Source organism: Anaerococcus faecalis, from assembly GCF_013371425.1.
Lineage (GTDB): Bacteria > Bacillota > Clostridia > Tissierellales > Peptoniphilaceae > Anaerococcus > Anaerococcus porci.
Genome location: NZ_JABVBA010000007.1, coordinates 77,099 through 91,432, shown reverse-complemented (window position 1 = coordinate 91,432; position 14,334 = coordinate 77,099). Strand labels below are relative to the sequence as shown.

Sequence of the window (14,334 nt, the reverse complement as noted above, 5' to 3'; positions counted from 1 at the left end):
ATCTACCAATCAGCATCACCTGCCCTATAAATCATATCAATCTCAAAGGAATCTCCAACGCTTGGGCTATAAGAATTACCCTTTTGCCCAATCCAAGTAATACCTCCACCAGAAGTGATACCCAAACCTACAATTACATACCCTCCATTTTGTGCTAAAATAGGTAGCATAACCTTAGGTCCCCAACTAGCAGGTACACTGCCCCAAACACTCCACCTATTAGTTGGATTAGCACCACTTATCTTAACCTTCCCCCACAAATGCACATGGCCAAGAGGATCCCTAGTAGCTTTAATATATCCACTAAGACCATTCAAAGATACATCAAAAGGCTTATTTTGACTAGAATTGTATGGAACTATCTTTTCCTTAATAGCAATATTATTCATAAAATTAACATTACCACTAAAGAACAAATCTTTTCCCCAAGTCCCAAACCAATTAGTTCTTACACCTTTTATTATGAAATCTAATCTTGATCCAAAATCTCCACAAAACTCAGCTTTCTTCTCTCCATCTCCATCAACTTTAATAATTCCATCAACTTCAAGACCCTTGTCAATCTCAGGCACCTTACCAATCCCTACAACAGGTTTACTAGCACCTATAACCAAAGATTGAGGCGAAGCAGGAACAACTGACAAAGCCATATGAGACTTAAACTTATCACTAATCCTAGCCCTAACATCATAAGCCTTAAAATCATCAAGACTAGCCCCTAAATTAATCTCATCATTAAACCTACCATTTCCAACAGTAGCAGAATAAACAGTCTTCCAAGAATTAGATCCCTTCTCAGTAAGTTCTACAACAACACTAAGTGGATTCTTATTATCAATTACAGTAGACTCAAGACTCAGCCTAGCCTTACCTAACCTGCTATTAGCAGAATCCCTATAAGCATTAAAAAAAGATATGTTAGGCAAGTTATAAGGATTTAAATTAATAGTCCTTGTTGTGCTTGCACTCATATCTCTACTGTCGTTTACTGTTATTTTTACACTTTGACTTCCCGTTAAATTAATGTCTTTAATTATAGCATCTTGGCCAGAAACATTGTAGGGTCCTATACTTACATTTACACTTTTAATACTAGCCCCATATTTACCAGACCCATTTGTTTTTATCCTCAAATCTGTTAAGTGTTGGTAAAATGGACTAGATCCTATTATATTAATTTTATTCTGGTTAGCTTCTGTTATATCTACACTATTAATACTTGGTCCTGCTGAACTTGGTACATTTAAAGTTAAATTTTTTGAAGATGTACCTATTCTTGTATTTCCATCATATGTTTCTAGGGTAAAAGTAAGGTTCATGTTTTTTAAATTCTTCATGTAATTTGTCATCACATTTGTGGAATTTGACCAATTCACAGAGTTAGAAGATGTTTTATCTACAATTGTTTCACTATTTCCAGAATAAGATACTTTTACAGTATGGGTAAAAGAAGAAACTTTTTTATCAATAGCAATTTTAACATCATTTCCTGCATAAATGCTTGTTATATTAGTTCCTGAAGAATTTTGCAAGGAAAAGGAAGATGCTCTAGGAATTTTAGATAAGGAAAAATTTCCAGAAACATATCCTGTTGCCGAAGTCGACCAAAGACTAGCAGAAAATGAAAAGGACTTAGACCCATCTTCATTATGTTTTACTGTAGTAGTACCAGAAGCTAATTGCTGACTTCCTCCACCCCTTAAATCAAAATCTCTTCCTGTCTGATTATGAACAGTTGATCCATTTATTACTACACTTGTTTTACCTGTATGATAATTATTCCAAAATCCATAACCTCCAACACCCTGTATGTATAAATTATAATATACAGTAGATGTATTATTAGCTATATTTTGGCTTTGTTGTCTTATTTCTAAATGTATGGTTCCTGTACCATTATTAATCGTCTTGCTATATGTTGCCATTCACACCTCCTAGATATTAGGACTTATTACAGTAAATTTATTTCCATTTAAATCCACCTTATTTGCCACATGGTAACCAAATTCAAAGGCTCCCGAAACTTTTAAGTTTGGAGTTTCTGTTTGGTTGTTTGCAAATCTTGCAACTACTTTCGTACCGTCTGTAATCTCCAAGGCATTATTAATAAGTCTTAACCTTACCTGTTCGCCCTCTTTTCCAATTAAAACTCCTTCTTCTCCAAAGTGTAGGTAGGTATTAATTGCTTCCAAAGACAATTTCCCTGCCCCTACATTGGCTTCGATTATGCTTAATCTATCTTCTAAAGATAAAGCGTTAGAATCTATGGCAGTCTTTAATTGGTCTAGGTAGGCTTGTTGTTTCATAAGATCTATTTTATTTTGATTTAATTCTTCAGCTGTTGGATACATGGCAAAGTGTACTTGCAAATCTTGTAGACTTTCTTCACTTGCTTTTTCTGATATTGCGTCATCTACATCTGCATAACAAGGAGACCACTCAATAGCAGGAATATCACCTCGGCTTAATACCGCCCACTCAATCGATACCTTATTGTTGTTTTTATCAGTTCCATTACCATTGCTCCAAACATATAAATTAATATATGGTGGATTAGTTTGTTCATAATGTTTTGCTCCCCAAGATACATCAGCAAAAGTCTTCCAAGGGAAAGTAAAAGACTCTATTATATAATCATCACTTGGATTAATATATTTCCCTCCAAGAATTATAGAACCACCTGAATTAAATAAATTAAAGCCATCTCTCTTTTGTGTCTTTATTTTACAAGTAAAAGTTACAAGCTCATTATCTTTTAAACTTTCACATAGTTTCCATGTGCCTCCTACATACTTTACATTATCTACAATAGGCACATTAGACTTTCTTAAAAGATTTTGACCGATTTTACCAGTTTTTCCATCTTTGCCTGGTATTCCTTGTAATCCTTGCTTCCCAGGTTCACCTTTTTCACCCTTATTTCCTTTCACCAATTGCCATGTATATTTTTTAGGATCTGTAGAATCTTCCTTGGTAAAATCCGTATAAGTTCCTATATACATTTTTTCACCAGCTTGACTTGGAGAAAAGTCCTTGCTTCCATCTGAAGAGTTCGCCCAAGCTGTATGAAAATATGGAGTCTTACCATCAGCACCTGCTTTACCTGGTATTCCCTGACTTCCGTCCTTACCAGGCTTCCCATCATCTCCAACATACTTTGACCATTCGTATTTACTAGGACTTCGGGAATCTTCTTTGGTGAAATCTGTATAAAATCCAATATATTTTTTACCGTTTGTTGCTGTTAATGTAAATCCAACAGCTCCATCAGAGCTATCCGCATAAGCAAAATGCATGTATGATGTTTTACCATCAGCCCCAGCTTTACCTGGCATACCATCTTTTCCATCTCGACCAGGAGGACCAGGAGTAAGTTCAATAAGCTCTAAATCTCTTTTAGTAACAGTATCTTCCCACCTGTCGCCTTTCCAAATCCTTTTGAAATGTTTACCTTGGCCATCATCCCACTGCCATACATCTCCCCATTGCAAAATCGTCCTATCAGGCTCTTCCTCTTGCTTATACACACCAATAGAAAGATTCTTAATATTAAAACTAGCAGTGGCCACAGCTACATCATTAAGCATGGCAGAACAAACAAAATCAGCCTCAAGCTCAATATCAGACCTTATAATCTCAATAAAGTGTTCATTCATATCCTTATGATCTTCATTCCACTTATCATCACTTGCAACAAGCTTATCAGGATACTTAGACACCCTTTCCCAAATAAATCCATCAACATTCGCTGATTGATCAATACCAGCCTTAGTAAGGCTAACTATAAGATGAGTATCTACGACATCATCCTTAAATACATTCCCAGATGATGAGCTTATCTTCATTTCATAAGGAATATTCTCCCAATTATATTTGAAATCTCTAACACTATCTTGAAGTTTAACAAGCCTTTCAGCTATCCCACTTTCTCTTGGAACAAAATTTGCAAAAATGGCCTTATCAATATATTTAGAAGTTGTAGAAGTAGTAACCTCAACAAGTCTAGCATCTAGATATAAGGCTGGATTATAATCATGGTCTATAATTCTAACCCTATCTCCAATATCTATATCCTTAGGAATCTTATCAGGGCTTACATCATAAGTAACTTCTGGACTATTATTCTTTTTAAGCTGTCCTAAACATTCATCAAACAAAGCCTTTGCACTAGTAGCCTCAGACTCATATATCCTGGTAAGATACCTACCCTTACTATTAGGTTTAGACCATATCTTATTAGCTTCCCTATCGCAAACTCTTCCCCTACTGTCGACAAAAAATCTACCATCATCATACTTATATCCGATAAGATTAGTAGCCTTCTCAACTTCCTTAGTGTCAGATACAGTCTCAAGCACAGTTTTAGTTTTTTTATTACCTGTCTTAGCAGGATTAGTATACCTTTCAGACCTTTTCATTATATTAGCAATCTTAGTATGCCAATTAGGGTCAGTAGCATATTGGTGTACTCCACCATTAAATCTCATCTTGTATAAAGTAGTTTGCTTGTATGACGAATTATAGTAGTTCTTAGCAATCCACTTAGCTCCATTTATTATTCCACTAGCCAAACCTGGGTTAGAGAAATTTCTGGCCATATCAGGATTGGAGTCATAAGCCATTATTCCAAAATAGTTATTATATTTTTTGGCGATATTGGATCTACCCCAAGCAGACTCCAAAGCGGCATGTGCAAGTATATACCTTGCATCAAGTCCTGACTGCTTTTGTGCCTCCATAAATACATTGCCTTGACCATTAAAAGGACTACCAGGTGAAGTAGCTCTTATCCAATTGTTTAATTGCCCAGCATTAAGACCATCTAAAGTCCATCCTAAATCATGTTTAGTCAAATCACTGTCAGTCCAATACCTTACATTAGACTTACTAACAGTCCCAGCTCCAGAATTCTTCCATCTAAACCACCTTACAGGTGGACCACCAGTCCTGCCATCAATAGGCGTGATAGATATACCTCTATCACCATAATTACAATGAATAATAGTATTCTTATCTATTACAGCCCCAGTATGGCCACCAGCTCCACCAGAAGCCCCTTGTCTACCAGCTACGAATATATCTCCAAACCTTATATCAGACCTAGATATTTCATCCAGGTACTTTCCTTTCATTGCAAATAGAGTCTCAGTTGAACCAATAAAATGATTAGATGGAATAAGACCTGCATGTTTAGCTGCAAAATGCACAGCAGAAGAACAATCATAAGAACTAGGACCAAGTCTATTATACATAGAATAGCCAACCTTTCCCTTCCTCGACTTAAACCAATCAATAAACTTTTCAAGCTTACCATAAGAATAAGTTGATTCAGGTACATCCTCATTGACCTCAATAGTCTTCTTTATAGTCTTAGTCGTCTTAATAGTTTCCTTGTGAGGTTTACCTATCCCTAAGACAGCACTTCTGAGATTAGTAATAGATACATTCCTCTTAACATCTTTAAGTTCCTTACCAACCTCAAGCCTTAAAGCCTTATTCTCCCCTCTTTCTTTTATAAAATTTATCCTTTTGGCCTTAATTTCATTTCCATTAAATATAAAATCATAGGACACCTCAGCTCCAAATCTTCCAGCTATTTGTGTAATCCTTTTAGTTTGATTAGACAAACCTTCATATTCTAATGTAAGATTCTTACTATTAGATATCTCATCTATTCCAATTTCCCAACCAGAATCACTACCTATAGTTGCTACAATATGTTCTTTTAGAGTTCCTTTCATTTTATGGTCGCCAACATCAGAATTTAAAAGTTCAAGTCCTGCATCTTCAGCAATTATTTTTTTATAGGATCTCGACTCTTCTACTTCCATAACTTCTAAAACAATTATCTTATTTTTAAAATTTGGAACAAAAACAAAACAACCCGCCTCAATTTTTTCTACACTTATGTCATTTTTGGCAATCTTTGCCGTATAAATTGCAGTTCCCGTCTTTATAGTTTGATTTAATTCGTCATCCAAAAGAACAAGACCCTTATGGGTGTCAGGGCTTGCCACAGCAAGAGTTTCATATAACCTATTTGTAAAAAATATCATTTAAACCTCTCCCTATAAAAAACATCAATATCCGGAACAACATCTGAAGAAATATCAAACATAATTTCATTTTGGCCAGGCTTTAACTTCACAGTATCTGACCCATAAGAAATTGGACTTAGTGTTTCAATCCCATTTACATAAGCCTTGTTGGTTTCCATTTCAAGCCTTACAACATCTCCAGCATAAAATTTATATCTTGGGTCAGGTACATTGGTTACATCCTTATCTGTCCAAAGTTTTCCATCCAGACCTGTAAATTTAAGTCTTACAAAAGATAATTCTGATAGTTGTGGATTAGATCCATACTTACCAGCCCATACAAGTATATGACTTGGTTTAAGTTCCTTATTGGTTAGATTATAGTCTTTGGTGTAAGATTTCTTGCTCATATCATTAAAGGTAGTAAAAGAAAATTTTTCCCCATGCTTTTTCATGGAAATTTTTCCCCAAAAATTTGAAGCAAGACCAGAATTAATTTGCCCATAACACCTATCATAAACATCATAATAAATTGATGTAATCCTGTTGGTATAATGAGTGGAAAAACTAGCTGCCATTATTGGGGTATCTCCAGCATAAATACCTATATACATTGCCCCAAATTGATTAGCAGGGCCTACAAAATAATTTAAATAAGCCTCTAATTCAAAATCGGTACAATCTAAATTTATTGGATAAGACTTGCAAGGACCATGCCAACCACTTTGCCCACTTGCAAAAGTTGCAAGCATGTCATGAGAGTTTCCATTATTACAAGCAAATCCCTTGCTTGTAGGACCATCTATATCTTGTTCCAATAGCCAACCTATATATACTCCATTATTTTTAAGCAAATAGGCCTTGGATGATTTGGATTGCCTAACAGATTTTGTTTGAGCTACAGGAAAAGACCTGCCCTTAACCCAATTATCTATCCTTTCTCCAGTTTGCCAATGAGTGGCCCACTTACCAACCTTTATCTTCCCATTACTTGGGGTTGGCATTGACTTATTTCTTTGAACCAAATCACCAGCACTATGCCACCTTGTGTGGATTTTACTTGCATCATAATTTGTTGGATTTAGCTTATTAAATCTAGAATCAATTTCAACCCAAGACCTCCTAGTTTCATAACCATCTACCAACCCCTCTTTTTGTATCTTGACCTGTTTCATAGGGCTAGCCTCAAGAGGCTCCCCAAATTGAAAAACTTTATCCTTACTTACTGCAGAAACCATATAAGTATCATCTTTTAACTTAAAATCAAAGGTCGGATATGCATAATCCGACCCCTCATTTTCTAATATTAAGCTTGTTCTCCCATTAAAAGAAAGTTCCCTAGGCTTAATAGCATAGGAAACCCCATCTGGTATTTCTATATCAATATCAATTTTCGTCCTCTCATAAGAGCTTGAAACTTTAATATCCTCTTTTACCTTTCCCTTCCAATACCTGTCCGGCTGATCAGTAAAGATAAATTCCTGAATTTCTCCAGTAAAAAGTTTATTTAAAACATCAACTGTAGCTAGAATATCATGGAGGATATAAGCATGTATGGTTACTATCCTATTTTTCACAAAAGGACCCATAGTCCTTTCTACATCAGTTACAAAAATCAAATCTTTTAAAGATTCACCATCAACAATAACTTCATACATCTATATAACCACCCCCATTCTCCTATTTTCGTAAAGGTCTTTTTTCTTCTTGTACTCATCAATTTTTCTTCCAAGCATAACAGAAACTTTTTCTCCATCAATATAAACATCATCATCCTTTTCAGTCAGAATTTTTAATAAAGATAAAATATCTAAAAGCATACTTTCAAGCTTAGAATCTCTATTAGCCTTGTATTCACTATAAGCCTTAAAATCTAAATTCGAATCAAGTTTCTTATCCAAAATATTTTTATCAAGACTAGAAATATCTGGACTTAGATTAAGAGGTTTTACTTTAATATCAAATCCATCATAGATTTCTCCAGCCATAGATAAAACATTAGATTTAACATCCTTAAAACTTTCAACCATAGACTTATTAAGTCCACCGATAATAGCCTTACCAGCAGGGATCAAAAGTTTTCTATCGTAAGATATAGGACCTTTGTGGGATTTAATCCAGTCTGCTATTCCTCCAACAAAATCTTTTACAGCACCAAAAGCATGTTTTAAACCTCTTAAAAAACCATCTATTACTGCTTTTCCTGCACTAAATAGATTTATACTTCCTAAAGAATTAAAAATCCCTTTAATTCTGTCTATAATTCCAGAAATCCTTGCCTTGGCACTAGAAATAGCACTTATTATTCCATTCCATGCACCTCTTAAAGCACCTAATAAAATATTTGCAGCTGATTTAAGTGTATTAAATTTTGCAACAATTGTATTTACAACTCCGACAATAATACCAGCTGCAATTTTAATTGCTGTTTTAATAGCAGACCATACAGCTAATAAAATAGTTTTTAAAACTCCACTATGATTTCCAAGAAAAGTAAATACACTTCCTATTACCTTTATAGCACCAGCTATAATTCCTTTTGCAACTGTAATTGCTTGCATAATTCCTTGCCAAACAAAATCCATAATAGATTTAAGAGTATTTCCATCAACACCCATTGAATTAAACCAATTTTTAATATCTCCAATGACAACTCCGATAACTTCCCATACAACAGTCATTAAAGATTGGATAGCAGTCCATACAATATTAAAAGTTTGTCCTAAAACTTCCATGACAACCTTGTTATCAAGCAGATGACTTGTAAACTCAGTAATTTTAAATACTATAGGCTCAACAAAGCCTAAAATTTTATTAAATACCTCACCCAAAAAATTAAATATAGGAGTTAAAACTTGAATAACTAAACCTAAACCATTAAATGCATTAGATAAAATTGTTATCCCTTCAGATAAAACTTTTCCAATTACTAAGGCTAAACCCTCTAATATTGGTTTTAAAACATTACCTACAGAACTAATAAAAGGTTGCATTTTCTCCATAAGTCCATCAAAAGCACTTTTAAACTTTTCTATAGCTGGGCTTAATAATTCACCCAATTTTTTAAAGATAGTAAATTTTTGAGCTAGTAAATTAAAACCTTCACTTGCCACATTAGGAAGTTGTTTAAAAATATTTCCAACCATTGGAAGTAAATTTCCAAGAAGAAAAGTCTTTGTAGTAGATCCTAAATTTCTTAAACTAGGACCAATATTTTCACCCAAAGCAAGATTACCTAAAAAATCTTGGGCAGATGCTTTCATAGAAGAAAAAGAACCACTTAAAGTCTGTTCCGCTTCTTTAGCAGTAGTTCCAGTTATATTAAGTTTCCCTTGAATAGCGTGTATTGCTTGATATACATCTGATAAATTATTGATATCATATTTTACACCAGTTATCTTTTGAGCATCAGCCAAAAGACGCTCCATTTCGGTTTTCGTTCCCAGTAATACCCCTTGTTTCCAAGTATTTAAAAAAGGATTTACAGAAATGTAAATCCTAGGGCTTAGACTATATCTTTATTAAATTCATTTGCAAAATACCACATTTTGATGGTGGTTTGCATTAATAAATTTAATAGTGAGCATTTCAAATATCGTATTAATAGATATCTTACGAGCATAGCTCTAGTCGTTACACCTTCCTATTTCTAGGCTTGGCACGGGATTGTCATAGATTGCTCCTTAGAGTTTCCCCGTTAGCATAAAATTATTTTATACACCCATTAATAAAATGGTTAACTCACTTTAAACACGGCAATTATTTTACCGTAACCGAGTTTAAGGTTATCTAGCATTGTGTAATTTTGCTTAGCAAATCCCTGATATGCGTTCTGTATATCCTGCATGTTAGTGCCCATCTTATTGGAGTTATCCGCCATATCCACCATAGCCATATTAGCAACCTCAGCTGCCTTTTGAGTATCTCCACCTAGTGAAGATATTAAAGATGCTGAAAAACTTGTTACATTTTCCATATAAGAATTAGCAGATAAACCAGTTGTCTTAAAAGATTCTTGGGCATATTTTTTTACAATATCAGCACCTTTTGAAAACTTTGTATCAAATAATGTTTCAATACCACCTATAGATTGCTCTAGTTTCCCACCTTCCATTACAGAAGATTTTATTCCACTTGCCAAGGCTTGGCCTACTTTTGCACCTATTGCAAGCTTTGTAAAAGTCCCTAAGAGATTACTACCAAAACTAGATCCTGAATCCTGCCCAGCACTTGAAGATTCAGGTTTTAATATTCTGGATACACTTCCCTTTATTCCTCTAGCAGAGGGTATAATTTGCACATAAGCCTTACCTATTTCAGTTGGCATTTTTTCCCTCCTTCATAATTCTTTCTCTTTCTTTCATAAAATCCTCACCAGATGTAAAGCCATTAATTTTATTTTCCATATTATCCAAAATTAACTTAGGATAATTTATTCCTTTTTCAGCATCTTTTGTCTTTGAATAAACAAGTAAAGATAATCTATCTTGAATACCAGCCAAAAGTAACTGATTAGGACTTAAAATATTTTCACTCATTTTTAATTTGATCCTTGAATCATCTCTAAGACCACAAGCAAAAATAGCTAGCTCATTTAAAGCTAGCTTTTTGTAATCCAGGATATTATACGTTTCTGCCAAATCACAAATGAGAGCATCTTCATCAAGCCTTATCATCTTGGCAAGGACTATAAGTTTTTTATTTTAGGATTGGATAATATATCCTCAACTTCTTTCATAACATCTTTTATAGGAACTCTTTTTGTCTTTTTATCCCTAACATAATTTATTAATGCTTTTTTTTGCTTTTCTCCAAGTAAAATTACTAAAGTTTTAGATAAGCCTACCCCATTTTCCATAACATTTTCTAAATTTTCTATAAATTCAAAATCTGTTATTACATTTTCATCAATGCTGTACTTAAAACCACTTTTAGTTTTTCCATTGATCATTCTTTATCCCCTTTTTTAACTATATATTCATAATGATTGTTACCTTCTGTATCTGGAAGACAAGAAACTGTAACAGCATATCCAACAGCATCTTCGTCTGTATATTCAATATCATCCATTTCTTGGATAATTGCATTAGGAGCTACTATTCTTTTCATAACTCCACCTTGATAAACTATATCTATTACCAAAGTATGAGCCTTTGCTTGTTTTGAATTTGCCTTTAAGGTTATACCAGTTTCCAAAGTTCCTGAAACATTTTCTGCCCCATAAACATATTTAAGAACGTCAAGATTCATAACCTCTATTAGTTTAAATTGCAAAGTGTCTTCTTTTCCTTTGGATATAACTAAAACAGTATCTCCACCCCAGGCTTTAATCTTATCAGAATCTGAAGAATTGGAATTTGTTAGTCCATCATCAGAAACATATCCTAACTCTTTAAATCCTGTTAATTCACTTTTGGCATCTTTTGGAACAGCTACACCATCATAGCCTACAAAAATAGCTCCACCTATTTTAGGTTTTCCTGTACTTGTATTATTAGTATTTGCCATAAAATATCCTTTCTAATATATTAGTTCTAAAATCGCTTGATATCTGTATTTTTTTGTGCTAGTATCAGTAAAATTATAATTAGAATTTAACTTAACATTAGCATCTTCGAACATCATCATATAATCTAGCAATTTATTATTTAATTTCAAAGCTTCTGTCAAAGTTTCCCCATAAGATTGAAAAGCATATGTTGAATGGTTTATTGTATTTTTAATATAACCACCAGTTTTTTCAAAAATAACAAAACTGTTAGGTTCATTTTCCCTATGCTCAACCCATACTGGAACTCCCAGAGCTTTTTTTAAATAATTTTTAATCTTTTTTTCTATCATCCCAAAGCCTTTATAAGAGTATTAGTTTTTAAATTTCTATAAAAAGTATCTTTATCATTAGTAACAACTTTAACATTAGCTCTAACGCTACCAACTCCACTTTTGGTTTCCCAAATTCCGTCAGCCCTATTAGCAACTTCTTGTCCGTGTTTTTTTAATTCTTCCTGGATTCCTGGACTTTTTAAAAGATCTTTCACTCCATCAGAATTTAATTCAAATTTAAAATCACTCATAACTTTCTACATACACTTTCTTGTTCCAATTAAGAGGGATAAGATCATCTATTCCCTGCATTTCTTTCCCAAAAACTCTCCATCTTTGACCAAAAAATCTAACCTCTTGACCTTCCCATTTGTTTTTATCTCCTTTAGGAATTGCAAGAGTATACACAGCCTTTTTACCATAAAGATTGGTTGTAGACAAAATATCATCAGAGCTTGTAGGAGCAACCAAAACATTTTCAACTACAATTTCCTTATCTTCATAAATAAGACTTCCTAACTCATCCTCAACAGGATCACTCTTCGATATCAAAATCACAGGAATTCCCTTTATTCGTGTCATAAAAATCTATCACCCCATATCTTTGTGTTTTTAAACCGAGTTTTGCAAGTTCAGAATCTTTTATAAAAAGACCCCCTCCAGGCACTAAAAAAGTACCTGACCAAGAATAACCCAAGGCTGATTCACTCGTTTGAGTCATAGGCTCTTGATCTGTAGAAGTCATAAGTGTTCTTGAAACCACATCAATAACTACTGATTTTAAAACATTAAAAAAAGTAGGTGACTCAGACATTTTATCCAAGTCCTTACCTACTCTTTGAGCTTTTAGTTTTAAATTATCAATAATTATTGGAATTAAATTTTCTACACGATCAATTTCTTCTTGACTTAAAGGTCTCCAAAGCTTAATCACATCATTACTTGTTATCTTTTCCATTCTTAGTCTCTTTTCTTACAGGCTTCTTTTTTACTTCTTCTATATCCTCGCCTTTTAATTCATTGGTGCTATATATTATAGCACCAGTTCTTTTATTTTTATAAATTTTCATATATAGACTTAACCTTCGGATTTTTCTATAATTGCAAAATGGTTTGGTTCAAGAATTGACCAACCTAAATAAGTTTCGCTTCTTAAATAGATTTGGTTGTGTCCTTTTAAGTCTTGACCTGAATTATCTGGATCACCATATTTGATTATTTCAAATGGAATTTGTTTTGCATAACCCCATTTAAAACCATTTTCAAAATCTCCAACTATAGCTTTAATTTTAGAACCATTACCAACTGTAGAATGTATATCAACAGGAATCCCATTAATAGAGCTTGGTTTAGCACCCCATCTTAACTCTGGGAATAATCTATCACCAGCATCATTATTATTTTTTTGTTTTGCTAAACATGATGAAAAAGATGGATCCATAGCAAGACCTGTAACATCACCTTCAGCTGCAATAACAAGTTGAATAGCTTCTTCCATGTTTGTATCAGGGTCTTTCTCATTAAAGGTTGTTTTTTGAGTTACCTTATGAGCTATATCGTTGTTATTTATAATATTAGAAACTTCACCAGTTCTTGGATTAATTCCATGTATACCCATCAAATCAATACCTTTAGCTAGTTTTTTAGCATAACCATCAGTAAAAGCACCTAATATATTAAGTTTTTCTTCTTCTGTAGCATATAAAAACTCATCAGTAATTCTTGCACCATATTCAACTTTTATTGGAACAATAACTCTAGTTGCAAGGGACAAACCACCCTCACTTTTCTTTCCACCTTCAGCAACAATATCAATTTCTTTATCCATTGAAAAAACAAATTCCTTATTACCATTAAAAGCTATAGGAACTTGTTTGGATAATTTTGTTAAAGTTGAGTATCCTTTAACTTTGCTAATTAAATTATTTACAAGTTTTGGTTCAAATAAATTATTTCTGGTTGTTGTCATTTTATTCTCCTTCTAAATCTAAACTATTTAATAATGACCTTAAACCACTATCATCATCTTTTATTTCATTAACATTTTTAAGAGGTACTACACTAGGATTAGAATTCTTTATAAAATTTGATAAACTTTCTGCATCCTTTCTCATACTCTCTTCATCTTCACCTTGAATTCTATTCGAAAGATTAAAAGGTAAACCACAATCAACAGCTATTTTTCTTTTTAAATCTTCTCTCTTATAAGATTCTATTGTTTTATTAAGACCTGTAATTTGTTCATCTTTTTCTTTCATACTTTCAAGACTTTTCTTGTACTGACCAACTTCATTTTTAAGATTAGAATTTTCATCATTAAGACTTTTTAAAGAACTTTCATATTCTTCCTTTGCTTCCTCTTTTGCCTTTTTGATTGCTCTTTCTACTCTTGGTTTAATTATTGCGTCAAGTTCTTCTTGACTTTCAATTACTTTAAAATCGCTCATTTTCTACTCCATTTCCCCGTGTCCGG

The 14,334-nt window shown here is 33.4% G+C and carries 15 protein-coding genes; all 15 read right to left on the bottom strand.

Annotation, left to right across the window (positions count from 1 at the left end):
- Positions 1-2 precede the first annotated feature (2 nt).
- Positions 3-1,925: a DUF859 family phage minor structural protein gene (locus HV819_RS07825; RefSeq protein ID WP_176269935.1), complete on the bottom strand. Its 1,923-nt coding sequence runs from the start codon at positions 1,923-1,925 to the stop codon at positions 3-5.
- 9 nt (positions 1,926-1,934) lie between these two features.
- Positions 1,935-6,056 carry a phage tail spike protein gene (locus HV819_RS07820; RefSeq protein ID WP_176269934.1) on the bottom strand — a complete coding sequence of 1,374 codons (4,122 nt, stop codon included), beginning with the start codon at positions 6,054-6,056 and terminating at the stop codon, positions 1,935-1,937.
- Entirely contained in the window at positions 6,053-7,696 is a 1,644-nt protein-coding gene (locus tag HV819_RS07815) for a distal tail protein Dit (RefSeq protein WP_176269933.1), read from the bottom strand. Before HV819_RS07815 ends, HV819_RS07820 begins: the two co-directional genes overlap by 4 nt.
- Positions 7,697-9,454, bottom strand: coding sequence for a phage tail protein (locus HV819_RS07810; RefSeq protein ID WP_176269932.1), 1,758 nt, complete (start codon positions 9,452-9,454; stop codon positions 7,697-7,699). It abuts the gene before it with no gap.
- Positions 9,455-9,774: 320 nt separating this feature from the next.
- Positions 9,775-10,365 (bottom strand): hypothetical protein, encoded by a 591-nt coding sequence (locus tag HV819_RS07805; protein ID WP_216629235.1) that lies wholly within the window; start codon positions 10,363-10,365, stop codon positions 9,775-9,777.
- Positions 10,355-10,678, bottom strand: coding sequence for a DUF5361 domain-containing protein (locus tag HV819_RS07800; RefSeq protein WP_235942778.1), 324 nt, complete (start codon positions 10,676-10,678; stop codon positions 10,355-10,357). The genes HV819_RS07805 and HV819_RS07800 overlap by 11 nt, the downstream gene beginning before the upstream one ends.
- A gap of 47 nt (positions 10,679-10,725) precedes the next feature.
- The gene (locus tag HV819_RS07795; protein ID WP_176269930.1) at positions 10,726-10,989 is read right to left on the bottom strand and encodes a hypothetical protein; all 264 of its coding nucleotides are present in this window, start codon (positions 10,987-10,989) and stop codon (positions 10,726-10,728) included.
- Positions 10,986-11,546 (bottom strand): phage tail tube protein, encoded by a 561-nt coding sequence (locus tag HV819_RS07790; RefSeq protein WP_176269929.1) that lies wholly within the window; start codon positions 11,544-11,546, stop codon positions 10,986-10,988. The genes HV819_RS07795 and HV819_RS07790 overlap by 4 nt, the downstream gene beginning before the upstream one ends.
- A gap of 12 nt (positions 11,547-11,558) precedes the next feature.
- Entirely contained in the window at positions 11,559-11,879 is a 321-nt protein-coding gene (locus tag HV819_RS07785; RefSeq protein ID WP_176269928.1) for a hypothetical protein, read from the bottom strand.
- A complete protein-coding gene (locus tag HV819_RS07780; protein WP_176269927.1) occupies positions 11,876-12,112 on the bottom strand; it encodes a hypothetical protein in 237 nt (78 codons plus the stop codon). The genes HV819_RS07785 and HV819_RS07780 overlap by 4 nt, the downstream gene beginning before the upstream one ends.
- The gene (locus tag HV819_RS07775) at positions 12,105-12,419 is read right to left on the bottom strand and encodes a hypothetical protein (RefSeq protein ID WP_328700367.1); all 315 of its coding nucleotides are present in this window, start codon (positions 12,417-12,419) and stop codon (positions 12,105-12,107) included. Before HV819_RS07775 ends, HV819_RS07780 begins: the two co-directional genes overlap by 8 nt.
- Positions 12,397-12,819: a phage Gp19/Gp15/Gp42 family protein gene (locus HV819_RS07770; protein WP_176269925.1), complete on the bottom strand. Its 423-nt coding sequence runs from the start codon at positions 12,817-12,819 to the stop codon at positions 12,397-12,399. Before HV819_RS07770 ends, HV819_RS07775 begins: the two co-directional genes overlap by 23 nt.
- Positions 12,800-12,931, bottom strand: a complete 132-nt coding sequence (locus HV819_RS11740; RefSeq protein ID WP_268879122.1) for a hypothetical protein — start codon at positions 12,929-12,931, stop codon at positions 12,800-12,802. The genes HV819_RS07770 and HV819_RS11740 overlap by 20 nt, the downstream gene beginning before the upstream one ends.
- Positions 12,932-12,939: 8 nt before the next feature.
- Positions 12,940-13,830 (bottom strand): phage major capsid family protein, encoded by an 891-nt coding sequence (locus HV819_RS07765; RefSeq protein ID WP_176269924.1) that lies wholly within the window; start codon positions 13,828-13,830, stop codon positions 12,940-12,942.
- Between the two features lies 1 nt (position 13,831).
- Positions 13,832-14,308: a DUF4355 domain-containing protein gene (locus tag HV819_RS07760; RefSeq protein WP_176269923.1), complete on the bottom strand. Its 477-nt coding sequence runs from the start codon at positions 14,306-14,308 to the stop codon at positions 13,832-13,834.
- Positions 14,309-14,334: the final 26 nt, after the last annotated feature.

Bases quoted from the DNA above. Each gene is read 5' to 3' on its own strand.
- HV819_RS07825 (WP_176269935.1), bottom strand. From the start codon at position 1,925: ATGGCAACATATAGCAAGACGATTAATAATGGTACAGGAACCATACAT.
- HV819_RS07820 (WP_176269934.1), bottom strand. From the start codon at position 6,056: ATGATATTTTTTACAAATAGGTTATATGAAACTCTTGCTGTGGCAAGC.
- HV819_RS07815 (WP_176269933.1), bottom strand. From the start codon at position 7,696: ATGTATGAAGTTATTGTTGATGGTGAATCTTTAAAAGATTTGATTTTT.
- HV819_RS07805 (WP_216629235.1), bottom strand. From the start codon at position 10,365: ATGCCAACTGAAATAGGTAAGGCTTATGTGCAAATTATACCCTCTGCT.
- HV819_RS07795 (WP_176269930.1), bottom strand. From the start codon at position 10,989: ATGATCAATGGAAAAACTAAAAGTGGTTTTAAGTACAGCATTGATGAA.
- HV819_RS07790 (WP_176269929.1), bottom strand. From the start codon at position 11,546: ATGGCAAATACTAATAATACAAGTACAGGAAAACCTAAAATAGGTGGA.
- HV819_RS07785 (WP_176269928.1), bottom strand. From the start codon at position 11,879: ATGATAGAAAAAAAGATTAAAAATTATTTAAAAAAAGCTCTGGGAGTT.
- HV819_RS07780 (WP_176269927.1), bottom strand. From the start codon at position 12,112: ATGAGTGATTTTAAATTTGAATTAAATTCTGATGGAGTGAAAGATCTT.
- HV819_RS07770 (WP_176269925.1), bottom strand. From the start codon at position 12,819: ATGGAAAAGATAACAAGTAATGATGTGATTAAGCTTTGGAGACCTTTA.
- HV819_RS11740 (WP_268879122.1), bottom strand. From the start codon at position 12,931: ATGAAAATTTATAAAAATAAAAGAACTGGTGCTATAATATATAGCACC.
- HV819_RS07765 (WP_176269924.1), bottom strand. From the start codon at position 13,830: ATGACAACAACCAGAAATAATTTATTTGAACCAAAACTTGTAAATAAT.
- HV819_RS07760 (WP_176269923.1), bottom strand. From the start codon at position 14,308: ATGAGCGATTTTAAAGTAATTGAAAGTCAAGAAGAACTTGACGCAATA.